This window comes from Bradyrhizobium sp. 18BD (assembly GCF_054185225.1).
On sequence record NZ_JAVAYL010000032.1, the window covers coordinates 56,802 to 78,221 of the forward strand.

The 21,420-nt window shown below is 64.6% G+C and carries 26 protein-coding genes; 12 read left to right on the forward strand and 14 right to left on the reverse strand.

The features are described 5' to 3' along the window. Positions 1–42: 42 nt before the first annotated feature. From kdpA to RAD16_RS38145, 3 genes are all read right to left on the reverse strand, one after another. Positions 43–1,746 (reverse strand): potassium-transporting ATPase subunit KdpA, encoded by a 1,704-nt coding sequence (kdpA, locus tag RAD16_RS38135; protein ID WP_458163016.1) that lies wholly within the window; start codon positions 1,744–1,746, stop codon positions 43–45. A gap of 112 nt (positions 1,747–1,858) precedes the next feature. Further along, positions 1,859–1,948 carry a K(+)-transporting ATPase subunit F gene (locus tag RAD16_RS38140; protein ID WP_063203846.1) on the reverse strand — a complete coding sequence of 30 codons (90 nt, stop codon included), beginning with the start codon at positions 1,946–1,948 and terminating at the stop codon, positions 1,859–1,861. Positions 1,949–1,959: 11 nt separating this feature from the next. Then, on the reverse strand, positions 1,960–2,112 hold the full coding sequence (locus RAD16_RS38145; protein WP_458163017.1) for a hypothetical protein: 153 nt from the start codon (positions 2,110–2,112) through the stop codon (positions 1,960–1,962). Between the two features lie 445 nt (positions 2,113–2,557). Here RAD16_RS38145 and RAD16_RS38150 point away from each other — a divergent pair, with 445 nt between their 5' ends. From RAD16_RS38150 to RAD16_RS38200, 11 genes are all read left to right on the forward strand, one after another. Beyond that, positions 2,558–3,025: a hypothetical protein gene (locus RAD16_RS38150; protein WP_458163018.1), complete on the forward strand. Its 468-nt coding sequence runs from the start codon at positions 2,558–2,560 to the stop codon at positions 3,023–3,025. 22 nt (positions 3,026–3,047) lie between these two features. Further along, positions 3,048–3,326, forward strand: coding sequence for a hypothetical protein (locus RAD16_RS38155; RefSeq protein ID WP_458163019.1), 279 nt, complete (start codon positions 3,048–3,050; stop codon positions 3,324–3,326). 132 nt (positions 3,327–3,458) lie between these two features. Next, entirely contained in the window at positions 3,459–3,713 is a 255-nt protein-coding gene (locus RAD16_RS38160) for a hypothetical protein (protein WP_326903951.1), read from the forward strand. A gap of 25 nt (positions 3,714–3,738) precedes the next feature. Then, positions 3,739–4,656: a 4-hydroxy-tetrahydrodipicolinate synthase gene (gene dapA, locus RAD16_RS38165; protein ID WP_458163020.1), complete on the forward strand. Its 918-nt coding sequence runs from the start codon at positions 3,739–3,741 to the stop codon at positions 4,654–4,656. Between the two features lie 27 nt (positions 4,657–4,683). Then, positions 4,684–5,079, forward strand: coding sequence for a hypothetical protein (locus RAD16_RS38170; protein ID WP_458163021.1), 396 nt, complete (start codon positions 4,684–4,686; stop codon positions 5,077–5,079). Positions 5,080–5,190: 111 nt separating this feature from the next. Next, positions 5,191–5,379: a hypothetical protein gene (locus RAD16_RS38175; RefSeq protein WP_458163022.1), complete on the forward strand. Its 189-nt coding sequence runs from the start codon at positions 5,191–5,193 to the stop codon at positions 5,377–5,379. Between the two features lie 17 nt (positions 5,380–5,396). Further along, positions 5,397–5,783 (forward strand): hypothetical protein, encoded by a 387-nt coding sequence (locus RAD16_RS38180; RefSeq protein ID WP_458163023.1) that lies wholly within the window; start codon positions 5,397–5,399, stop codon positions 5,781–5,783. Between the two features lie 90 nt (positions 5,784–5,873). After that, a complete protein-coding gene (locus RAD16_RS38185; RefSeq protein WP_458163024.1) occupies positions 5,874–6,002 on the forward strand; it encodes a hypothetical protein in 129 nt (42 codons plus the stop codon). A gap of 42 nt (positions 6,003–6,044) precedes the next feature. Continuing rightward, entirely contained in the window at positions 6,045–6,200 is a 156-nt protein-coding gene (locus RAD16_RS38190; protein ID WP_458163025.1) for a hypothetical protein, read from the forward strand. A 9-nt stretch (positions 6,201–6,209) separates the two neighbouring features. Next, positions 6,210–6,845 carry a uracil phosphoribosyltransferase gene (gene upp / locus RAD16_RS38195; protein WP_458163026.1) on the forward strand — a complete coding sequence of 212 codons (636 nt, stop codon included), beginning with the start codon at positions 6,210–6,212 and terminating at the stop codon, positions 6,843–6,845. Between the two features lie 33 nt (positions 6,846–6,878). Beyond that, complete coding sequence (locus tag RAD16_RS38200) at positions 6,879–8,447, forward strand: AMP-binding protein (protein ID WP_458163027.1); 1,569 nt, start codon at positions 6,879–6,881, stop codon at positions 8,445–8,447. A 7-nt stretch (positions 8,448–8,454) separates the two neighbouring features. Here RAD16_RS38200 and RAD16_RS38205 read toward each other — a convergent pair whose 3' ends face one another. The 11 genes from RAD16_RS38205 to RAD16_RS38255 form a co-directional block, all read right to left on the reverse strand. Then, the gene (locus RAD16_RS38205) at positions 8,455–9,366 is read right to left on the reverse strand and encodes a flagellin (protein ID WP_458163028.1); all 912 of its coding nucleotides are present in this window, start codon (positions 9,364–9,366) and stop codon (positions 8,455–8,457) included. Positions 9,367–9,379: 13 nt separating this feature from the next. Then, positions 9,380–11,155, reverse strand: a complete 1,776-nt coding sequence (gene flgK, locus RAD16_RS38210) for a flagellar hook-associated protein FlgK (protein ID WP_458163029.1) — start codon at positions 11,153–11,155, stop codon at positions 9,380–9,382. A gap of 20 nt (positions 11,156–11,175) precedes the next feature. Continuing rightward, positions 11,176–11,631, reverse strand: coding sequence for a flagellar protein FlgN (locus tag RAD16_RS38215; RefSeq protein ID WP_458163030.1), 456 nt, complete (start codon positions 11,629–11,631; stop codon positions 11,176–11,178). A gap of 15 nt (positions 11,632–11,646) precedes the next feature. After that, on the reverse strand, positions 11,647–11,907 hold the full coding sequence (locus RAD16_RS38220; protein ID WP_458163031.1) for a hypothetical protein: 261 nt from the start codon (positions 11,905–11,907) through the stop codon (positions 11,647–11,649). A 3-nt stretch (positions 11,908–11,910) separates the two neighbouring features. Then, on the reverse strand, positions 11,911–13,176 hold the full coding sequence (flgE, locus tag RAD16_RS38225) for a flagellar hook protein FlgE (protein WP_458163032.1): 1,266 nt from the start codon (positions 13,174–13,176) through the stop codon (positions 11,911–11,913). A gap of 31 nt (positions 13,177–13,207) precedes the next feature. Then, positions 13,208–13,873, reverse strand: a complete 666-nt coding sequence (locus tag RAD16_RS38230; protein ID WP_458163033.1) for a flagellar hook assembly protein FlgD — start codon at positions 13,871–13,873, stop codon at positions 13,208–13,210. A 255-nt stretch (positions 13,874–14,128) separates the two neighbouring features. Continuing rightward, positions 14,129–14,401, reverse strand: a complete 273-nt coding sequence (locus tag RAD16_RS38235) for a hypothetical protein (RefSeq protein ID WP_458163034.1) — start codon at positions 14,399–14,401, stop codon at positions 14,129–14,131. A gap of 170 nt (positions 14,402–14,571) precedes the next feature. After that, a complete protein-coding gene (locus RAD16_RS38240) occupies positions 14,572–15,000 on the reverse strand; it encodes a flagellar export chaperone FliS (protein ID WP_458163035.1) in 429 nt (142 codons plus the stop codon). Beyond that, positions 15,000–16,697: a flagellar filament capping protein FliD gene (gene fliD / locus RAD16_RS38245; protein ID WP_458163036.1), complete on the reverse strand. Its 1,698-nt coding sequence runs from the start codon at positions 16,695–16,697 to the stop codon at positions 15,000–15,002. Before fliD ends, RAD16_RS38240 begins: the two co-directional genes overlap by 1 nt. A 79-nt stretch (positions 16,698–16,776) precedes the next feature. Next, positions 16,777–17,601, reverse strand: a complete 825-nt coding sequence (locus RAD16_RS38250; RefSeq protein WP_458163037.1) for a flagellin — start codon at positions 17,599–17,601, stop codon at positions 16,777–16,779. 141 nt (positions 17,602–17,742) lie between these two features. Further along, complete coding sequence (locus RAD16_RS38255; RefSeq protein ID WP_458163038.1) at positions 17,743–18,441, reverse strand: RNA polymerase sigma factor; 699 nt, start codon at positions 18,439–18,441, stop codon at positions 17,743–17,745. 513 nt (positions 18,442–18,954) lie between these two features. Between RAD16_RS38255 and RAD16_RS38260 the strand changes: the two genes are divergently transcribed. Continuing rightward, positions 18,955–21,375, forward strand: coding sequence for a hypothetical protein (locus RAD16_RS38260; protein WP_458163039.1), 2,421 nt, complete (start codon positions 18,955–18,957; stop codon positions 21,373–21,375). The last annotated feature ends 45 nt before the right edge of the window (positions 21,376–21,420 follow it).

The window sequence follows — 21,420 nt, forward strand, 5'->3', positions numbered from 1 at the left end:
GTCACTCCAAACCAATCAGAAGTCGATCAGAACACTTGTTGATCAGAACACCTGGCCGGCGTTCATCGCGAGATGCTCGACGATCGGGCCGAGCGCGAGCGCCGGGAAGAAGGTCAGGCCGCCGATGATCAGGATCACGCCGATGACGAGGCCGACGAACAGGCCGCCCGTGGTCGGGAACGTGCCCGCCGATGGCGGGATCGATTTTTTTGCGGCCAGCGAGCCCGCAATCGCCATCGCCGGAACGATCATGAAGAACCGGCCGACGAACATCGCGCTGGCGAGCGTGAGATTGTAGAACAGGGTGTTGCCGGTGAGGCCTGCGAAGGCCGAGCCGTTGTTGCCGGTCGCCGAGGTGAAGGCGTAGAGAACCTCGGTGAAGCCGTGCGGGCCGGCATTCGCCATCGAGGCAACCGCCGCCGGATAGACCACGCCTACCGCGGTCCAGCCGAGATACATCAACGGCAGCACCAGGATCGCAAGCATCGCCATCTTGACCTCGCGCGCCTCGATCTTCTTACCGACATATTCCGGCGTGCGGCCGACCATCAGGCCCGCCACGAAGATCGCGAGCACGACGAACAGCAGCATGCCGTAGAAACCGGCGCCGACGCCGCCGATGATGACCTCGCCGAGCTGCATGTTGATCAGCGGAATCATGCCGCCGAGCGCGGTGAAGCTGTCGTGCATGGCATTGACGGCGCCGCAGGAGGCAGCCGTCGTGATCACGGCGAACAGCGAGGACGCGACGATGCCGAAGCGGACCTCCTTGCCCTCCATGTTGCCACCGGTCAGGCCGAGGGCGTGCATCGTCTCGGTGCCGTTGGCTTCAGCCCAATAGGTGATGCCGACCCCCACGATGAACAGAACGCCCATCACGGCGAGGATGGCCCAACCCTGGCGCTGGTTGCCGACCATGCGGCCGAACACGTTGGTCATGGCCGCGCCGATCAGGAAGATCGACAGCATCTGCACGAAATTCGACAGCGCGGTCGGGTTCTCGAACGGATGCGCCGCGTTGGCATTGAAGAAGCCGCCGCCATTGGTGCCGAGCATCTTGATCGCGACTTGCGAGGCGACCGGGCCGACCGCAATGGTCTGCTTGGCCCCCTCCAGCGTCGTCGCCTCGACATAATTGCCGAGCGTCTGCGGAATGCCCTGCCAGACCAGGAACAGCGTGTAGACCACGCAGATCGGCAGCAGCACGTAAAGAGTGGTGCGGGTGACGTCGACCCAGAAATTGCCGACCGTGCGCATCGAGGCGCGCGAGAAGCCGCGGATGAGCGCCACCGCAAGCGCGATGCCGGTGGCGGCGGACAGGAAGTTCTGGTGCGTCAGGCCGACCATCTGCACGAGATAGGACAGCGTGCTCTCGCCGCCGTAATTCTGCCAGTTGGTGTTGGTGATGAAGGAGATCGCGGTGTTGAAGGAGAGATCCTCGGCGACCCCCGACTGCCCGGCCGGATTGAACGGCAATACGGCCTGGAGCCGCATCAGGCCGTAGATGATCAGGAAGCCGCCGACATGGAACAGCAGCATGGAGACCGTATAGGTCAGCCAATGCTGTTCGCGTTTCTCGTTAACGCCGGAGATCCAATAGACGCCGACTTCGATGGGGCGCAGCACCGGCGACAGGAACGTCCGCTCGCCGTTGAAAACGCGCGTCATGTATCCGCCGAGCGGCTTGGTCAGCGCGACGATGATGACGCAGAAGAGAATGATCTGGAGCCAACCGATCATAGTCATGGCATTAACCCCTCAGACTTTGTGTCCGGCGCAGGAGTGGAAGAAGCAGAGCAAGCAGGCCGGCGACGAGCGCGGCATCCGCCAGCAGCAATTCGAGAAGCAGCAGCACGGCTCAGAACCGCTCGGGCCGCAGCAATGCGTAGGTGAGGTAGACCAGGAGGCCGAACGAGACGGCGCTGGCGAGCGCATAATCGAAGATCATGATCCGCTCCCTCACAGCCGTTCGCAGGCATAAGTGTAGCCGATCGCGAGGGCGAAGAAGGCGAAGCCCAGCGCCAGCATCAGAATGTCCATCATGGAGTGCTCCTCGTTGCGCGACGATATCCGGCCTGTCTCCAGATCCCGGCCGGCTCCGCGCCAATGCAATGCATGTCTCCGGCGATCGGCCGGCACTTTCGCCGCACTGAGGTGCCATCCCGCGCATAGGTTTTCGAGATGAGCCCTATGGCGACCTTATAGGAATCCCATAAAGACCGGCCGTGGTTGAGAGCGGCCGAATGACACCGGCAAGGCACTCGAGCTGTTGGTCCGAGACGGTCAATTCGGCGATGCCGATCGAGCATCGCCTTCATCACGGATAGTTGCGGCAGACCGGCGCCGGGTCTTCCACAAATGCCTGCTTGCATCGGCTCTGACGTTTTGCAAAACGGCGGCCGAAAATGCGCGTTCCCTGCAGGCCTTATGGGCCGGCGTCCGTGCCTTTATGGAATCCCTATATCTCTCGTCCCCTCCTCATCTCGTTTTCAAATGCCGTTCCAGCCACCTTGGAGAGGCCGGCCGACTGACCGACGCCCATCCCAGGAGGCCTGATATGACCGCCGCTCTCCGCCATTACGGCCCGCCTTCGCTCGGCACGCGCCTGAGCCATGCGCAGACGATGACGCGTCCGTTGATGCTCGACATCATCGAGAACGCCTGCCGTCGCTTCACCTCGCCCGCACAGACCGAACGTCGCGCACGCATCATGCGTCTTGTCGACGCGCAGGCGTGGACCGATGCGGCATTGGCGCTTATGGAGCTGGAGCTGCCGCTCTGGCAGGTTCGCCGCATCGCCTATGACGAAGGTGAATGGCACTGCGCTCTCTCGCGCGAACGTGAATTGCCGGACTGGCTGGATGCCGCGGTCGAGGCGCACCATGCCGATCTCGCACTTGCCCTGCTGTCAGCGTTCATCGAAGTGCAGGCGCTGGCCGTGGAGGTGTCACGACCAAGCGTTCCCACCGTGCGGCCCGCTCTGGATTCGCTCTACGAGCCGGCTGCCTGCGAGAACTTCAGCTAAGCCGGCCGGACGGGTTGTCACCTTGCTGCAATCTTCCGACAAGTCGCGCGCCCTGAGCCCGGCCCGGGTCATTGCGCGCTTTGCCGTACGCATCGTCCTTCTCGCCGCTTTTGCCGCATTCGGCAGCATCGGCTTCGGACGAAGCATGACCGCCCTGCTCTGGATGTCGATCGTCCTCTGCGCCGCCGTCGCGCTGCTACGTCGCGAGCAGCCGTTCGGCGCCGTCCTCAATCATTGGGACGAATGCGCCGCATTCGGCGCGCTGTTCGCGCTGGCGCACCTCGCGAGCGAGCCGAGCTGAACACGAGCTCTTATGAGCTTCCTATGCGATCGCCACAGCGCCTCACTCGAAATCATATTCGCTTGAACAGATATTGATCGGACGGGAGCGGGCTTGCGTCCGCCACCTCTGTCAATCGGAAGGACTATTTCAATGAAGCTCGTCGAACCGCCCTCGTGCAGCTCCCCCTCGACCATCGTCTTCGTCGGCCGCAACCACAGGGGACAATGGGTCGCGCAGGAGCAGAACGGCCTCTATGGCGGCCTGTTCGTCAGCCGCGCCCAGGCCGTCAAATATGCGCTGTTCGAGAACGGACAGCATCCGGAAACCATCGTCGAGCTGCCGCGCGAGATCGAGCTCGACATGGGCAAGAGCCCCAACACCATCGTCTCGCAGCGCGCCGCCTGAGCCGGCGCCTTTCCGCGGGAAAGCCATGTTCATTCCCCCCTCTGCCTGGTTCACCGGCTTCATTCCGGACCTGCCGACGCCGTTCGACGCGGCCGACGCTGTCGACATCGAAGCGTTCGCCGCGCTCTGCGAGCGCCAGATCGCGGCGGGGGTCCCCGCGATCGTGGTCTGCGAGACGGCCGGCGAAGCACCCACGCTCTCACCGGCCGAGCAGGAGCTCGTCATCCGCACCGCGGTCGATGTCGCCCGCGGCCGCACGCGGATCATCGCCGGCGCGCTATCGAACGCCACGAGCCAGGTCATCGAGCTTGCGCGGCGCGCGGAAGCGGCCGGTGCCGATGCCGTCATGGCGGTGGTGCCCGCCTACAACAAGCCGATGCAGGAGGGCATGCTCGCGCATTTCAGGACGATCGCCGGCGCGACCGGCCTGCCCATGATCCTGCACGACATTCCCTCCCGCACGCTGCGCCCGCTCGCCGACGAGACGCTGCTGCGTCTCGTCGAATCCCGCCAATTCGTCGGCCTGCGCGATGCAAGCTGTGACGTCACCCGCCCGATGCGCCTCGCCCGGCTGCTGCCGGCCGGCTTCCGCCTGCTCTCCGGCGACGACGTCACCGCCTTCGGCTATATCGCGAGTGGCGGCGACGGCGCAATCTCGGAAGTCTCCAATATCGCCCCTGATCTCTGCCGCACGATCTTCTCGCAGGTCAGGCAGGGCCGCCTGCAATCCGCCCGCTACCTGCACAAGCGCCTCGTTCCCCTCATCGCCTGCCTCGCCAAGGATAGTCCGGCGGCGCTCAAGAACGCCCTGAGCGTGCTGGATCTGATGTCGCCGTCGACCAGGCTGCCACTCGTGCCGCTGGACGCGGCCGCGCAAAGGGAAGTGGTCCGCGCCTTTGCCGCGATCGCCGACGAGGAGCTGATCGACAACGTCGGCGCCTGACGCCTCGCGCCGCGTTGCGGATTTCACATGCAGCCATCCCTCGAAGACCATCACAGGCTGCTCTGCGCCTGGCAGCTTGCAGTGCTTCGCTTTGCCGTGATGCGGAGCGATTCCGACAGGCTCAACGTTGCTGCGCTCGCAGCCGAGCTCGATCGTCTCGGCGGCCGGCGCTATGGCGGGGACTCGCTGCACTTTTTCCGGCGCACCAGTTCCCATCTCTGCGCCGCCATCGACGGCCAGCGACCGGACGCGGAGGCGACGCTGGACTGCTTCTGCAAGCAGATCGAGGAGCCGCGGCTGCGGCTCGCCTTCGCCGCCGCTGTCGGGCTCTCGCGTTCGAAGCCGGCGCGATCCAAACCGCGACCGAAGCGCCACCAAGACCTCTTCAGAGGACTGCCGTCGCGGCCACCGGCGCCTTTATGACTTTCCTATACGGCCGCCCCGGCGCTCATCTCGCAATCCTACGCAGCGATGGCCATCATGGAAGGCATGATCGGAGCGGCCGTCTCGCCGCCCCGGATAAGGACTTCCAAAATGTCGATCCTGACACATCACCTTGACCGGCCCTTCGCCTCCGAACGTCCGGCGCGCATCTCCGAGGCGCGCAAGGCGAAGCTTAGGGATCTCGCCCTCGGCGCGCTGACTTTGCTCTCGATGGGCAGCGTGCTTACGGCACTCATCGCGCTGAAGACCGCGATCCATGTCTGGCACATGCACGCCTGAGCAGCAGGGAGGTCGTCATGACCTTGCAAATGTGTGAAGAGGCGGCCATGGCCGCCATTGCCCTTCAGGCGTCCCGTCGCCAGGCCGGCACCAAACAAGCTTCGGCGCTCAAGCCACTCGATCCGGATGTCGTCAGCGCCGCCATCCCCGCCTTCTTCATTGGACGCAACAGCGCCGGCCTCTGGGTGGCGCGCGAAGCGAATGGACGCGTCGGAGGCCTATTCCTGTTCAAGAGTTCGGCGGTGGATTTCGCCAACCGTCAGAGCGCGCCGGCCCGCTGCGCCCTGGTGTTCCCCACCGAGACCTTCGAGCTCGACGTCGAGAACCGCGGCAATGTCCTGATCGCGCTGGCAGAGGGCGCGAGGCAGCTTGTTGCCCGCGTGCTGGCAAGGTTGAAGACATGATCGAGTTCAAGATCGCCATCCTCGTCGCCTTGCTGGGTGCCTTGCTGTTCGGCACCCGCGCCGGCGCTGCGCCCGCCTCGGACAAATAGCGTGCAGCTCCCCATGGGAAATCTCGAGCATGCGGTGACCACGACGATCCTGACCATGACGCTGAGCCTGGTCTGGGGCGCAGTCCTGACGATCGTCATCACGCTCGTTGCGCGCGGGCTCGGAGTCTAGCCCTCAGCTTTCGGCTTCTGCCGCGATCTCGATCGGCCGGCCATGGACGCCACGCGTGCGGCGATCGACCGCGAATTGACCATCGCTGCCTATGAGGCAAGCAGCCGGGCGCGGAGCGCGGTGACGATGCCGCCTGAGGCGACCAATCCCAGCGGAAAAGGCCGGCCCGATCTGGCGAAATCTCACGGAACCGTGTAGAGCGGTTGCATGAGCAGCAGCAGCGTCAACGTCGTCGCCCACCCCCTGGTCCAGCACAAGCTTTCCCTGATGCGGGAGAAGGACCGCTCGACCAAGAGCTTTCGCGAGATCCTGAACGAGATCGGGATGCTGCTCGGCTACGAGGTGACGCGCGACCTGCCGCTCGAGCTGGTCGAGATCGAGACGCCGATCGCGGCGATGCAGGCGCCGAAGATCGCCGGCAAGAAGCTCACGCTGGCGCCGATCCTGCGCGCCGGTGTCGGCTTCCTCGACGGCATGCTGGCGCTGATGCCGTCGGCGCGCATCGCCCATATCGGGCTCTATCGCGATCCCGAAACATTGCAGGCCGTGGAATATTACTTCAAGGCACCGCAGGACCTGTCCGACCGCACCGTGATCCTGATGGACCCGATGCTGGCGACCGGCAACTCGGCCTGCGCCGGCGCCTCCCTGCTCAAGGACCGCGGCGCCCGTGACATCCGCTTCGTCTGCCTGCTGGCCGCGCCCGAGGGCATCGCGCGGTTCCAGAGCGAGCATCCCGACGTGCCGGTCTGGACCGCCGCGATCGATGAGCGGCTCAACGACCACGGCTACATCGTGCCGGGCCTGGGCGATGCCGGCGACCGGATGTTCGGCACCAAGTAGACAGGTGTGCGCGATCGGGCTACTCCGGTTGCCATGAGCGCCAACGACCTTTCGCTGCAATCGCTGATCCGCACCGAGGCGGCCGATCCGGCCTTCGTGTTCGACGGCATGCCAATCTCGCGCGCGGAATTTTCAACGAAGGTCGATCAGGCCGCCGCCTGGCTTGCTGCGCAGGGCATCGGCAAGGGCGACGTGGTCGCGGTCTGGCTGATCAACCGGGTTGAATGGATCGCGCTGCTGTTCGCCGCCGCCCGGCGTGGCGCCATCGTCGCCGCCGTCAATACACGCTATCGCAGCGCGGAAGTCGCCCATCTGCTCAAGGTCTCCGGCGCCAAGCTGATGGTGGTCGAGGCCGCGTTCCGCTCGATCGACTTTGCCGCCATCCTCGCCGACATCGCCAAGGCCGAGGTGCCCGCGCTGCAAGAGCTCGCGGTCGTCGGCGCGGACGCGATCACCGCCCAATGGCCGTGCGTGCGCTTCGATGCCTTCGAGAGGGCCTATCCACCGGCGCCGCCTCCGTTGGACGATGTCGACCAGCCGGTGCTGCTCTACACGACGTCGGGCACGACCAAGGGGCCAAAGCTCGTCGCGCATTCGCAGCGGACGCTGGCGAGCCATGCCGTCTCCGTCGCCAGGGCGCTCAAGCTCGATCCGCAGCGTCATTCGCTGCTGGCCATGCTGCCGTTCTGCGGCACGTTTGGCATGACGAGCCTGCTCGGCTTCATCGCGGCCGGCGCGACCATCCACGTGCTCGATGCTTTCGAAGCAGCGCCGGCGCAGAAAATCCTCAGCGGGCACCGGATCACGCACGCCTTCGGCTCGGATGAGATGTTCCGCCGCATCCTCGCGCTGACCGATGCGCCACGGCCGTTCCCGCATCTCGAAATCTGCGGCTTCGCCGCGTTCCAGCCCGGCTGGCGCGAGCTTGCCGCGGAGGCCGAAGCGCGCGGCATGCCGCTGTTCGGGCTCTATGGCTCGAGCGAGGTGCAGGCCTTGTTCTCGATCGCCCACGCCAGCGACGCCTTTGCCGATCGGATCGAGGGCGGCGGCTGGCCGATGTCGCCCGATGCGAAGGTGCGCGTCCGCGACACCGAGACCGGCGAGCTTGCGGCCGAAGGCGTCTCCGGCGAGATCGAGATCAGCGCGCCGTCGCGCTTCCTCGGCTATTTCAACAATCCCGAGGCGACGCGCGAGGCGATCAGCGCCGACGGCTTCTTCCGGACCGGCGACATCGGCCGTCTCCGCCGCGGCGCCTTCGTCTACGAGACCCGTGCGGGCGATGCGATGCGGCTCGGCGGCTTCCTGGTCGCACCCGGCGAGATCGAGGACGAGCTCAAATCCTGCACCGGCGTTGCCGACGCCCAGGTCGTCGCGGTCGACCTGAAAGGCCAGGCGCGCTGCGTCGCCTTCGTGATTCCGACTGAGACGCCGCCGCAGCATGAAGCACTGGTCGCGCATCTGCGCGAGCGGCTCGCCGGCTACAAGGTGCCGGCGCGGATCTATGTGGTCGACGCCTTCCCGGTCACCGACAGCGCCAATGGCGTCAAGATCCAGCGCGCCAGGCTTCGCACCATGGCCATTGAGCGGATCGCCGCCGAATAGCTCTCGGCTATTTCAGATAGCTTGCGAGATTGAGGCTCAGGATCTTGGCGAGCGCCGAATAGGACGCGGTGAGCTGGGCCTGATAGGTCGAGAGCTGCGCTGTGATGGCGGCGACGTCGACCCCGGTGAGGTCGTTCGACAAGGTCTCGGCATAGCTCTTGTAGTCGGTCTGGCGCGAGCTCGCCGTCTCGATCGAGGCCGCGTTGTTCGACAGCCTGGCCTGCAACGCCGCGGTGTCGTCGAGCGCCGTGCTGGCCAGATCGAGCGCGCTGGAGATGTCCGAAGACGACAGCGAGGTGCTGTTGGCCACGAATTTGAGAACCCGCATCACCTCTTCGAATGCGGAATTGTCGGCGGTGACGCCGTAGGAGACGGTCTCGTCCGAGGCGACCCGCAACGACGCGATCTCGTCGTCGCCCTTGTAGTAGCTGGTATCCGCCGTGGTCGTTGAGCCGGTCCCGGACGAGAAGCTCGTGAGATCGACCGGCGCGGTGTCGGTCTTGCCGCCGGCGAACACATACTGACCGTCATATTGCGTGTTCATCAGCGACCCCATCTCCTCCAGCATCTGCTGGGCCGTGGTAATCACCGAATTTGACTCGGTTGAGCTGCCGGTCGAGGCGGCGCTGAGCTGGGAGCGGAGCTGGGTAAGGATGTCGGTCATCGAGCCGACCGCCGAATACATCACCTGCACCTTGCTGTCGGCGAGCGTCGCTGCATCGATATAGGATTGCGCGCGCGTCACCGAGACCTGGAGGTTGACGACATGCTGCGCGTCCGAGCCGTAGCCGCCGAAATCGGTCGAGACGACGCCGGTCGATTCCTGGATCTGCTTGTTGGCCATAACCGTCTCGACGCGCATCGCGTCGGAGATCATCTTGTTCGACTGCGCGAAGGTCGCAATCCGCATTGCAACCATGATCGCTCCCTCCTTAGGTCGACTGCACGGCGGTGAGCAGCGCCGAGTACATGGAGTTGATGGCCTGGATCAGCGCCGAGGCCGCCGAATATTTGTTCTGGAGCGTGCTGAGCTTGGCGGACTCTTCGTCGAGGTTTACCCCCGATTGCGACGACAGCGAGCTCGCATAGGTCGATTGCGTGGTCTCCTTGGCGGTGTAAGCCGTCGAGGCCTGCGATGCCTTGCTCGCGACATCGGACACGATGGCCGAGGCATAGTCGGCGAGCGAGCCGGTGGTGGCCGCCAGGCCGCCGGTCGAGGCAAATGTGCGCGAATCAGTCAGCGCTTCGTAGAAGGCGTTGACCACGGTCGCCGAGCCCGACGACAGCACCGTGCTGCCGGCCGTCAGGCTCGACGAGGAATCCAGGGTTGCGAGCTGGAGCTCGTTGGTGCCGGACAGGATTTTGCTGTTGACCGCGATATCCGCCGCGCTGGTTCCGGTCACGAGGTCGTTGAGCCCGAAATACTCGGAAAATCCTTCGCCCGAGCTTCCGACCGAGCTCGTCATCTCGTTGATGGCGACGCCGTTGCCCGAGCCGGTCGCAGTGATCGAGAGATGGCCGTCGGAATCGACCGACGCGGACAAGCCGGAAATGCCGTTGATGGCGGTGACGAGATCGCCGACCGTGGCATAGGACGACAGATCGAGATCGCCATAGGCGACCAGATTACCGCTCTGATCGGTGACGGCAAGACGCACCGTTCCGGTCGCGGACTGCGCCGTGCTGCTGGTGACACTGGTCGTGCCGGTGAGGCTCGTCGGCGCCGGCACCGCGGACGCGCTGTTCGAGACGCTGTTCATCGCCGACGCCAGCTGCTGGGCGAGCTGGTCGAGCTGCGACTGCGCCGCCGGCAGGGTCTTGTCGCGCAGCGTGATGAGCGAGCCGATGTCGCCGCCGGTGATCTGGGAGGTGATATCGACGCCGTTCACCATGATCGCGCTGAAGCCGCTCGACGACGAACCCGCGGTATAGGTCGTCGCCGCCGTCACATTGGCCGCGGCGGTATAGCTGATCGTGTGCGCGGAGCTGTCGACCAGCGCCTGGCCTGATGTGGTGTAGATCTGGAGATCGCCGTTCGACGCCGTGAAGTAGCTGATGTTCATCTTCGAGGCGAGGTCCTGCAGCGCGGTGTTGCGCTGGTCCTCGAGGTCCGCGGTCGACTGACCGGCCGCCGCCGTCTGCTTGATCTGGGCGTTGAGGTCCGCGATCTGCTGCAGATCAGTGTTGACGTCGTCGATCGAGGAGGCGATGTCCTTGTCGGCGTCGGAACGCAGCTTCTGGATGCCGCTCGACGTCTCCCGCAACTGGCTCGCGACATCGTCGAGCGCACTGACGACGTTGGATTGCAGCGAGGCGCTGCTCGGCGTGCTCGCCAGCGACGACAGTGCCGATTCCAGCGAGGCGATGCTGTTGGCGAGCGAGGTGCCGGTCGACGAATCGTCCGTGCTGCTGGTCGAGCCGTAGAGCTTCTGCAGCGAGGTCAGATAGGTGTTGGTGGTATCGGCCGCGCCGAGATCCGAGGTCGCGGAGATCAGCGATTTCAGCAGCAACTTGTCCACCGTCGAGGTGATCCCCGTCACCGTGACGCCGGTGCCGACGCCGTTGGTGACGCTGCTCGACTGGTTCGCCGTCTTGGTCGTATAGCCCGTCGTGTCGGCGTTCGAGATGTTCGACGACGTCACGCTGATCTGCACCGACGTGGCCGACAGGCCGCTGAAGGCGATCGATCGTGCGATATCGAGTGACACGGCGGCGCCCCTTTGAACCGTCAGGCGCTGCGGCTGGTGCCGCTGGAGACGGCGCGGGCGGCGACGCGGCCGGAGGCGCCGTAGGGCGACACCGCCGCGATCTGCTCGCGGATCGCCTGCATGACGGCCTCGATCCGGCGGTTGCTGGCTTCGATCGCCGCGCGCAGGCGCACCAGGTTCTCGTCCATCGCCATGCGCAGCTTCAGGATCTTGTCCATCAGCTGCTCGCGCAGGATCCGGTCGCGCACGTGCAGGCTGGTGGTGCCGGCCGCGCATTCGGCGACGATCCTCTCGAACATCTCCGCCAGCCGGTTCTTCTCGTCGACCTGCTTGAGGCGCGAGGCCGGCAGGCCCCTGGCAAGTTCCGCATTCTCCTCCGCGACCAGCGCGGTGAGCGTGTCGATCAGCGAGATCAGCGACTTGATCCGGGTGTCGCCATTTGCGGCGGTCGTCATCTTGGCTTGAGCTACACTCATGGTCGTCGCCTTCTTCTAGTTATGCCGTTTGCCGCGCTGGACTTGCGAGTTGCGCAAATACGCGCCGATCGCGGTCGCCCTGACGGTTGCCTGCCTCATCTCGCCCTCGATCTCCGCGCATTCCCGCAGGAGACCGCGGCGGGCGGTTTCGACATCGTCGAGCAGCGCAAGGAGCTGCTTGCGATCGGTGCCCTCGACGGTCGCGGCCCGTGCCACCAGCCGTCGCAGCCGGCGCAGCAGCGCCTCTCCGGCCGCGCTCGCTTTTTCACCTGGCATCGCTCACCTCATCGCCGAGATCAGGGTGTCGTACATCTTGTTGACTGTGGAGATGACCTGGGACGCGGCCGAATAGGCCTGCTGCGCCGAGATCATGCTCGAGAACTGGCTGGAGGTGTCGGTGGTCGAGGATTCCAGCTCGCTGCCGTAGATCGTGCCGGCACCATTCTCGCCGGAAGCCTGCAACGCGGCGTTGCCCGAAGTCACGGTCGCCGAATAGAGACCGTCGCTGGAGGCGGAAAGCCCGTTGGGATCGGCAAAGGTCGCCACCGCGATCTTGTAGATCGCGATCGTCTCGCCGTTGGAATAGGTGGCGTCGACCACGCCGTTCTTGCCGATCGAGATGCTCGACAGCTTGCCGTAGGACAGACCGTCCGAGTTGATACTGGTGACGTTGACCGCGGGCGTGGTTTCGCCGGACGCATATTGCGTCAGGCCGTCCGTCCCGCCGGCGGTGCCGAGCGCCATGGTGACCGTGCTGTCGGCCGCACCGTCGGTCCAGCCCGTGATCGAGACCGTCGCCGGGTCGGGACTGGTGCTGGCGAGCGAGCCGTCGCTGTTGAAGGTGATGTCGATGGTGCCGGAGGCCGTGCCGGTGGCGGTCGTGGTGTCGGACGCCGAGGTCGGATTGGCGAAGCTCGCGCTCCAGGCGGAGGTGCCGGTCTTGGTCCAGGTGATCTGCATCGTATTCGCCGCGCCGAGCGAATCGTAGACCGTCATCGAGCTGGCATAGGTATCGCCTGTGGCCGCGTCCGAGGGCAGATTGGCCGCGATCGTGGTCTTGGTCGTCGCGCTGCCGCTGGTCGAGGCGATCTGGGTGTTGATCGCCGAGAGGTTGCTGGCCGATTCACTGCCGACGACGTTGCCGTCGGCATCAGTGCGCCATCCCTCCAGATAGCTTCCGTTGTTCTCGAGGTAGCCGGCATTGTCGATCGTGAAGGCGCCGTTGCGGGTGTACGACGTGGTGCCGCCCGAGGTGGCGCTGGTCACCACGAAGAAGCCCGTACCCTGGATCGCGACGTCGGTGGCGTTGGAGGTCGCGGCCAGCAGGCCCTGCTGGGTGATGTTGGCGCGGCCCGAGACGGTGACGCCGCCCGAGGCATAGGAGGTTGTGTTGCTCGACGCAGTGACCAGCGCGTCGAACATCGCCGACGTCGTCTTGTAACCGGTCGTGTCGGAGTTGGCGATGTTGTCGCTGATCATCGACAGGGATTGGCTCTGGGCGCTGAGCGCCGAGATCGCCGAGGACAATGCACCGGTGAGACTCATGGTGAAACTCCGAGAAAATCAGGACGAAGGATCAGGACGTGACGCCGAGGATGTTGGCGGCGCTGATAGCGACACCGTTCACTGTGAGCGTAGGCGTGGACGTCGAGGTATCGATGCCGGTCACCGTGCCGGTGACGGTCGTGTAGTTGAGCACCGAGTTTCCGGCGGAGTCCGTCGCGGTCACCGCGATGGTGTACTTGCCGCCATCGGACAGTTGGTTGCCGCTGGAATCCTTGCCGTCCCAGGTGAAGCTGTTGGAGCCGGAATTGCCCGTGCCGGTCCCGGTGTAGACGACGTTGCCGGAGGAATCGGAGATGCTGATCGAGACGTTCGAGGCCGCCGAGGACAGCGAGTAGCCGAACGTCGCCGAGCCGTTGCTCAAGGTCGACGTGTCGGTCTTCGCCTCGACGGTGTGGCCGATATAGTTCACCGAGTTGAGCGTCACGAGGCTCGAGAACGAGCCCGCGAGCGACGTGAGGCTCGAGTTGATCGACTGCTGGGAAGTGAAATTGGCGTAGGAGGTGAGCTGATTGACGAGGTCGGTGGTCGAGGTCGCATTCAGCGGATCCTGGTTCTGAAGCTCGCTGACGAGCAGGCTCAGGAAATCGCTGGAGGTGAGCGACGAACTCGACGACGTGCTCGACGACGACGTCGTCGTGGTCGCTGTCGTCGCAGAACTCGTGGCGGAAACGGTCATCAGAAACTCCGGCTTTCCCGCGCTGCCGGTGACGAGCTGTCGTTCGGCGGCGCGTGAAATCTGTGTGCTGATGAAACGCGTGGCCGCGCGGATTCAGGCGAGGATTCGCGCGCGCAAAAACCGCTTTCGACACGGCAAAATCTGCCGCGTGCGAGAGCTAATTTGTGCGATGATTATGCGGCAGCGTTGCTGCGTTCTCCGTCCCGCAAGCGGGGCGAGGTGAAGACGCCAACGTCTGATGTCAGAGAGTGAGCTTCAGCTCCCCGCCGTCTCGCCTTCGGTGCGCGGCTCGGTGGTGTCGTCTTTCATTTTCGAAGCGGCGGCGACGATGCGGTCGGCGAGGCCTTTGGGCGCGCGGATCGCCGGTGCAGCGAGCGCCTGGCGCAAGGCACGCGCCTCTTCCAGCAGGGCTTGCGCGGCGGACGATTGCGCCAGCAGCACCTCGGCGGGCAAACGCCGATCGTCGGGCCAGCGGGAGAGATCCTCGCCCAGCCGATCGATCAGTTCCTCAAACTCGGTGACGTCCATCGCCTGCCGGTCCCGCCTCGGTCAGGCCCGTCATAAAGCATTGCAGGCGCGGCGGAAACCGGATTTCGGCGGCTTCAGGCGCCAAAACCGCGCGCAGCACTACGGAATGCGGCCAAAAGGCCGGCCGCCCTCGCGTCTTCCCTCCCCGCGGCGCGGAGAAGCGGGCTTCGTCAGCCCTTGCGGGTCGAATCGGCCGGCACGGTCTTGCTGCCGCGCACCGTGGCGTCGACGTGCTCCCAGGCTTCCCGCAGCTCCGTCAGCCCGGCGACGATGCGGTTGAAGCTCTCGCGGGCGTACGGCCGGCCGAAGGCCTTGTGGCTCGCCAGGATGAGGCTGTTGTAGGTCTGGAACAACCGCTCGGTCAACGCGCCGCCCTTGGTGAAATCGAGATTGTGGCTGAGCCCGCGCAGGATCGCGGTCGCCTTCATCAAATATTCATGCCCCTCCTCGAAGCGCCGCGCTTCCTGCGCCGCCAGCGACTTCTGGAGGAAGGTGATCGCGCCGCCGAGCAGCATCGAAATTGCCTTGAGCGGCGGCACGCTGGTGGCGGCTCCCCGATAGGCCTGGTTGGCCATGTACGCCATCGGATTATGCATCATCAATCACTCGAGCTGGAGTTGAGCAGGGCCTTGAGATAGGTGAGCGTGTTGTTGGCGCTCTCGATCGCGGCCTGGTAGCTTGCGTATTGCGTCTGGAGCTGCGTCTGGTAGGCGGAGGCGGCGCTCTCGATGTCGTCCACCTTCTGCTGAAGCTCGTCGTCACGGTCCGTCAGGTTCGTGATCAACGTCTGCAGCGCGCCCGAGCTCGACGAGTAGTTCTTGGAGATCTGGTAGATCTGGGTGGCGATGCCGGAGGTCGAGGTCACCGTGATGGACTGCGACGTCGAGCCCGAATAGGTGAAGGCCATGCCGGCATAGGCCGTCCCGGCGGCGCCGATGATCGTGGTGCCGCTGACCGTGAACAGTGAGGAGTCGCCACCGACCGAGGCCGAGGAGAGATTGCCGTCGGAATCCACCGTGAGATCGAGCGTGAAGGATTGCGGCGAGGTTCCGGTGTTGACGACGGTGAGCTGGCTCGACGACGTTTTGGTTTGCGCCGACAGCAATGTCGTGACGCCGCTCAGATTCGTGCTGAGGATCTCGGACAAGGTCGAGGTGTCGAGCTCGAGCTCGTTCCTCTCGTTGAAGGACAGGCCGAGATCGGCCATTGTGAGGCCGCCCACCGTGCTGTTGAGCGCATTCTGGAGCGCGTCCATGATGTCGCGCATGGTGCCGTCGCCGAACAGCACCGCGCTCGAATCCGCCGTGCCGTCCGAGCCAGTCGCCTGCTGCGCGATCACCGCGTCGCGAAAGGTGTTGTAGTTGGTGACGAAGGTCTCGACCGCCGATTCGATCTGGCTGGTGTCCGGTTCGATGCTGATGTTCACCGTCGCCCCGTCCGGCGTCGCCTGGAGCAGGTTGAACGTCACGCCCGTGAGCACGTCGGTGATGTCGTTGGTGTCGCGCGTCATCGAGATGCCGTCGAGGGCGAACTCGGCGGCCTGCGAGGTCTGGAGCACGTCGGCGAAGGCGCCCGTGCTGTCGGTCACCCCGAGCTTGTTCAGGATGTCGTCGCCGGACGTACTGGAATAGCTGATATCGGCGGCGTCCTCGGTGCCGGTCAGCACCATTTCATACGACCCGCTGGACACCTGGACGATCGACGCCTGCACATTGGTGGTCGAAGTCTGGGCGTTGATGCTGTCGACGATGTCCTGGAGCGACATCGTGCTGTCGATGGTGATGTCGGACGTCGTGCCGCCCTCGAGGCCGATCGAGAAGGTGCCGGAATAACCGAGCTCGTCGGTCTGGCTCAATTGCGAGGTGCCGACCACCTTCTGCGCGGTCGCGACCTGGCTGATCGTCAGCGTGTGGTCGCCCGTCGCAGCACCGTTGCTGACCGACATGGACAGCGCCGAGGACGCGCTGACGTCGCCGGTCGAACTGATGGTCGCCGCACGGGTGGCGAAGACGTTGGTCGCCAGCGAATTGACGATGGAGGTCGCCAGCGACGACAGCCCGCTCGACAGCGTGGACAGGTCGGTCTGCAGCGTCTGGTAGGCGGAGATCTTGGCTTCGTTGTTGGTGATCGTGGTCGAGATGGTGGTCGCCTGGACGAGCTTGGCGTTCACCGCCGCGGTGATCAGCGCGCTCCAGTCGACGCTGGTCGACGTGCTGGTTCCGGTCGTGGTCACCGAGGACGCGCTCGATGAACTCGTGGTCGACGTGCTGCTGGTGCTCGAACTGACGCTGGTCACTGTGGTGGCCGCTCCATCCCCGGGAGAACCGGGTCGGCATCAAGCCGGCCCGGCGTAACGGTCGTTTGCGCCTCGCGCCTTAGCTGAGGAGCTTGAGCAGATATTGCGGCATCTGGTTCGCCGCGGATTCCGCCGACACCGCGGCCTGGGTCTTCACTTCGGCCGACGACAGCTTGGCCTGCTCGGAGGCGATATCGACGTCCTTGATGGCCGAGTTCGCGGACTGCAGGTTCTGGGTCTGGGTCGAGATCGAGTCGGACGAGAAGTTGAAGCGCGATTCCTGCGCGCCGATGCTGGCGCGGGCGGCCGAGACCGTGTCGATCGCGGTATCGAGCGCGGTCAGCGCCGAGGTCGCATCCGACAACGTGCTGACGTCGAGCGAGGACACGCCGAGCGACGACGCCTTGAGGCTGGTCAGCGTGATGGTGATGGTGTCCGAGCCCGAGGATCCCACCAGGACCGAGACGCCCGAGGCGAACACGCTGGAGCCGTCGAGCAGGCTCTGGCTGGAATAACGCGTGCCGGTCGCGATCGAATCGATTTCGCTCGTGAGCTGCGAGAATTCGGAGTTGATGTAGGCGCGGCTGGAATCGGTGGTGGTGCCCGAGGCGGATTCCGAGGCCAGCGACTTCATGCGCGCCAGGATGTCGGAGATGTTCGAGGCGCCGCCGTCAGCGGTCTGGAGGATCGCGGTCGCCTGCGAGGCGTTGGTCGCGGCCTGCTGCAATGTGGTGACGTCCGAGGAGATGCGGGTCGAGATCGCAAGGCCGGCGGCGTCGTCGGAGGCCGAGGTGATGCGCGACCCGCTCGACAGCTTGGCGAGCGAGCTGCTCTCCTGCGCAGAATTGATGTTGAGGTAACGGACCGCGGAGTTCGCGGCAGTGTTCGTATTGATTGCAGGCATTGGAACCTCCTGTGCTGATGGGCATGGCGTGCCGCATCGTTGAAGACGATTGACGACGCAGACCGCAGCCCCGTCCGTTCGCTCAAACGGCGGAGCGCAGAGAGATCAGGCGCGAAAATTTTCGCGAGGGAGATTTTATGGTTAGCAGTCGGTAAACGCGGTGCGGATGTCGCGTTCGTGCTTGCGCAGAAGTTGGCGCAGTTGCTGACGGCCGCGCTTGAGCAGGGACTCGACCGCCGCCACCGTGGTGTCCATCACCTGCGCGATCTCGCCGTTGCTCATATTCTCGTGGTACGAGAAGATCACCGCAATACGCTGCTGCTCGGGCAGGCGCTGCATGGCGAGCTCCAGCATGTCGTTCAGCTCGTTGCGCTCGATGATCTCGACAGCGCCGGGCTGCCCGTCGGCAACCTCCGGCACGGTCTCGACATTCTCGTTGCGCGGCTTTCGGCGCAGATCGATGCAACGGTTGGAGATAACGCGGTAGAGCCAGGTCGAGAATTTGGCGCGGCCGTGCTGCCAGCGGCCGCGATGGCTCCAGATCTTGAGCATGGTGTCCTGCACCACGTCTTCGGCATCCGCCGCATTGCCGACGATGCGCAAAGCGATCGCATAGGCGCGATCGATGTGGCGCTCGACCAGCATGCGGAACGCCGCTTCGTCGTCGGCAGCGAGCCTGTCGAGGAGTTCGCTGTCTTCATCGAGGACGACGTCGTCAGCGACCGGCACGCTGTCAGGCGCGAGCGGCGCCGACGGCATCATCGGCACGGCCATCTCGGCCGGCACCGTCGTCGCAATCTCGGCCTCGGCGGGAGCCATGACATCAGCAGCGTAACTCATCCCGCAACCTCCAACCCGCATTGCCGGCGGCGCACATGCCACACGGCTTCCAGGCGTTGAACGCGGCTCCAAAACAATCCAGGCGGAGAATTTTTGTTATTTTTCAATATGTTATCCGGTCGTTTTTGCCGAGTATCGGGCAATAATTGCCGACTGCGCGATCATCTCGCGCCTCACATCTGCAATCATCACATCGTCTCGCGCCATGGCGGATCATCCATCCTGAACAGATGCACTGAGGAGAAAACGCTGACATTACGCGGCACTAGGTGATCGCGCGCGACGCGCATGATGCGCGTGAAGTTGCGATTGTTTCCGAGTGTGAATGAACGCGAGACGACTTCCGCACCCGGCAATTTTTTCCGAATCACCTTTTTCGAACCTAGCGATTTTTTTGAATCTGTCAGTCGCGACGCGCGCGTTTTTGAATCGCGCGTGAACTTTTTTCGCTTCAGTGGCGCCTGACCTCGCACGCGCGCACGTTAATCGTTCTGATTGGCGGGGATTCTACGCATGACGAGCGCAACGGCGGACGCAAAGCGTCGCGCGAGATTTGTTTCTGCTTGGTCGTTCGATGTTTTCGATACATTTCTGCTTCGTGCCTGCACGACGCCAGATGGCGTATTTGAAAGGACTTACGAGCTATCTGGCATTTCAAGAACTTGTCCGAATGTTTCCGAGAGTTTCGTTCAGCATCGCATCCAGGCCGAAGCACGCGCGCGCAGGGCCGCAAAGGAGAAGCGGGGCGGAAGCGAAGTTCACATCGAGGAAATCTATTCGCTCTTTCCGTTCAACCTGTTCGGCCTCGATCGCCGCGACCTGAACGATCTCGTCGAATCGGAGTTTTCGGCGGAGCTCGCGCTCTGTCGCGCCAATCCGGACATGCTTCGGCAATATCTTGACATGAAGCGTGCCGGCCACCGCGTCGGATTCATCTCCGACACCTATTGGGATTCCGGCCGGCTGGCGCGGCTGCTGCGCGCTTGCCGCCCCGGCCTGACATGGGACTTTCTCTACGCCTCCAGCGATCATGGCAGCGGCAAAAGCGATGCGCTGTTCGCGAAGTACCTTGCCGAGCAAGGCGTCGACGCTGGCGCCTCCTTCCACGTCGGCGACAATGAGCATGCCGACATCAAGGGTGCGCGACGTCACGGCATTCGGCCGCGCTACTATCCCCAGGCCTCGCGGGAATTGGCCTCGAAGCTGCAGCGTGAGACCTCGCTGTTCGAGCTGCTGTGCCCGGGCGCACCGTCGCGGCTCGATCACGGGTCGCGCACGTTGCGGCGAATGATGGCCGCGCGTAGCGCCGAGAAATCTCCGGCCTTTCACCTCGGCACGACGGTGATCGGCCCTGTCATGACCGCCTTCGACGCCTTCATCGCCCGGCGCTGCGAGCAGGTTGCGGGTCCCGGCCGGCATGTCGCTCTCGGCTTTCTCGGCCGCGACGGGTTTCTGTCGCACCGGATCTGGGAAGAGCTGCACGGGACGACACCCTATCTCGAGATCAACCGCCGCGTCAGCCTGATTGCCTCGGCCGACGCGCTGCAGCCGCTGGTCGACTTCCTTCCCAAAATCGCGAAGTTCGACGCGCCGACCTTCCGCGACGTGGTCAAGGTCCTGCCGCCGAAAGTTGCGGCGTTCTTCGCCAAGGCGCCCGACGGTATCGTGACCGGTACGGAACTCGCCGAGGCGTTGCCCGCCTTGATGAAGACCAGCGAGCTTCTCGACCTCGCCGCAATCCTGCGTGCACGCCTACTCGCTTACATGCGCCACGCGATTCCGGATTTCGACGACTGCACCGACCTCGTTCTCGCCGATCTCGGCTATTCAGGCAGCGTGCAGAAGGCTCTGCGACGGGTCTTCGATCTCGAAGGCATCAACATTCGCCTCCACGGTGCTTATTTCCTCTCGATCGACGATGCCTTCGACGATCTCGCCGAGAAGGATAGCGCGACCGGATTCATCTCCGATCTCGTGGTCACGCCTCACGTCAAGCGCATGCTGGTGCGCAACGTCGCGCTGCTGGAGCAGGCCTGCTGTTCCGCCGATGGTTCGGTGCGCGACTATGACGGCAACGAGGTCCTGCGCGAGACCAACCCGCACTCCGCCAGCCAGATCGCGCTGGCCGCGGAAATCCAGTCCGGCGCCCTCGCCTTTGCGGCAAACGCAGGGGACGTTGCGCTGGACTTCTGCCTCAGCCCTTATACCGAGCTCGACGTCGCGGCGCGCTGGAGCACCGCGACGCTGGCGCGCCTCCTGCTGCTGCCCGATGACGACGAGCTGGCGCTGCTCGGCGGCCTGCAGCACGACGTCAATCTCGGCACGCAAGCGCTGGCGCCGATGCTGGATCGCGATTTCGTCCGCAACCAGATCACAGCCCGCGGCCTCTCGGCCGCCTGCACGTCGGCGGGACCGCCGATGTGGCTTGCAGGCAGCTTCGCGCGCCTGTCGCCATCCCACGCCTATCTCTATTCGCTGTTCGGCGCCAACCGCCTGCCCGCCGATGTCTTCGAGGAAAGCCCCTGCGGCACCGTTCAGGTCGGGTTGTTCCGCGCCAATGGCGAGGCGACGCTGGAATCGGTCGCCATCCACCGCACCGGCCTCGGGGAGCTGCGCGTGCGCATTCCGGTCTCTCGCGCCATGGGTATCGCCATGCTGGCGCTTCCGCTGCCGAAATTCGCGGTCGAAGGTCTCCTGCATGGCGTGACCGTGCAGTCCGCCGGCGAGATCCGCGAGGCTGCGGCAAGTCAGGACATCATCGGCATCCCCGCCGACAGCCTGGTCTATGCCGGCGTGCAACGGAACGGCGAGCATTATCGTGCCGAGAGTGACGAAAGCTGCCTGCTGATCCCGGTCGCCGCGATGACGCGGGACATCGCGGTCTATTCCGTCGCGATCACCCCGCTCGGGTCCAGCGTCAAATTGTGCGCCTGATCGCGACGCGCCGGCCGTTGAAGTGCATGGGGTTGGCACCGGGGG

Excerpts from the sequence above, each read along its gene's own strand:
- RAD16_RS38255 (WP_458163038.1), bottom strand. The coding sequence starts at position 18,441 with ATGAGTTACGCTGCTGATGTCATGGCTCCCGCCGAGGCCGAGATTGCG.
- RAD16_RS38220 (WP_458163031.1), bottom strand. The coding sequence starts at position 11,907 with ATGCCAGGTGAAAAAGCGAGCGCGGCCGGAGAGGCGCTGCTGCGCCGG.
- RAD16_RS38190 (WP_458163025.1), top strand. The coding sequence starts at position 6,045 with ATGGACGCCACGCGTGCGGCGATCGACCGCGAATTGACCATCGCTGCC.
- RAD16_RS38205 (WP_458163028.1), bottom strand. The coding sequence starts at position 9,366 with ATGGTTGCAATGCGGATTGCGACCTTCGCGCAGTCGAACAAGATGATC.
- RAD16_RS38180 (WP_458163023.1), top strand. The coding sequence starts at position 5,397 with ATGACCTTGCAAATGTGTGAAGAGGCGGCCATGGCCGCCATTGCCCTT.
- RAD16_RS38200 (WP_458163027.1), top strand. The coding sequence starts at position 6,879 with ATGAGCGCCAACGACCTTTCGCTGCAATCGCTGATCCGCACCGAGGCG.
- RAD16_RS38235 (WP_458163034.1), bottom strand. The coding sequence starts at position 14,401 with ATGGACGTCACCGAGTTTGAGGAACTGATCGATCGGCTGGGCGAGGAT.
- RAD16_RS38150 (WP_458163018.1), top strand. The coding sequence starts at position 2,558 with ATGACCGCCGCTCTCCGCCATTACGGCCCGCCTTCGCTCGGCACGCGC.
- RAD16_RS38240 (WP_458163035.1), bottom strand. The coding sequence starts at position 15,000 with ATGATGCATAATCCGATGGCGTACATGGCCAACCAGGCCTATCGGGGA.
- RAD16_RS38140 (WP_063203846.1), bottom strand. The coding sequence starts at position 1,948 with ATGATCTTCGATTATGCGCTCGCCAGCGCCGTCTCGTTCGGCCTCCTG.
- RAD16_RS38160 (WP_326903951.1), top strand. The coding sequence starts at position 3,459 with ATGAAGCTCGTCGAACCGCCCTCGTGCAGCTCCCCCTCGACCATCGTC.
- RAD16_RS38250 (WP_458163037.1), bottom strand. The coding sequence starts at position 17,601 with ATGCCTGCAATCAATACGAACACTGCCGCGAACTCCGCGGTCCGTTAC.
- dapA (WP_458163020.1), top strand. The coding sequence starts at position 3,739 with ATGTTCATTCCCCCCTCTGCCTGGTTCACCGGCTTCATTCCGGACCTG.
- RAD16_RS38230 (WP_458163033.1), bottom strand. The coding sequence starts at position 13,873 with ATGACCGTTTCCGCCACGAGTTCTGCGACGACAGCGACCACGACGACG.
- kdpA (WP_458163016.1), bottom strand. The coding sequence starts at position 1,746 with ATGACTATGATCGGTTGGCTCCAGATCATTCTCTTCTGCGTCATCATC.
- RAD16_RS38215 (WP_458163030.1), bottom strand. The coding sequence starts at position 11,631 with ATGAGTGTAGCTCAAGCCAAGATGACGACCGCCGCAAATGGCGACACC.
- upp (WP_458163026.1), top strand. The coding sequence starts at position 6,210 with ATGAGCAGCAGCAGCGTCAACGTCGTCGCCCACCCCCTGGTCCAGCAC.
- flgE (WP_458163032.1), bottom strand. The coding sequence starts at position 13,176 with ATGAGTCTCACCGGTGCATTGTCCTCGGCGATCTCGGCGCTCAGCGCC.
- RAD16_RS38260 (WP_458163039.1), top strand. The coding sequence starts at position 18,955 with ATGACGAGCGCAACGGCGGACGCAAAGCGTCGCGCGAGATTTGTTTCT.
- RAD16_RS38175 (WP_458163022.1), top strand. The coding sequence starts at position 5,191 with ATGTCGATCCTGACACATCACCTTGACCGGCCCTTCGCCTCCGAACGT.
- RAD16_RS38170 (WP_458163021.1), top strand. The coding sequence starts at position 4,684 with ATGCAGCCATCCCTCGAAGACCATCACAGGCTGCTCTGCGCCTGGCAG.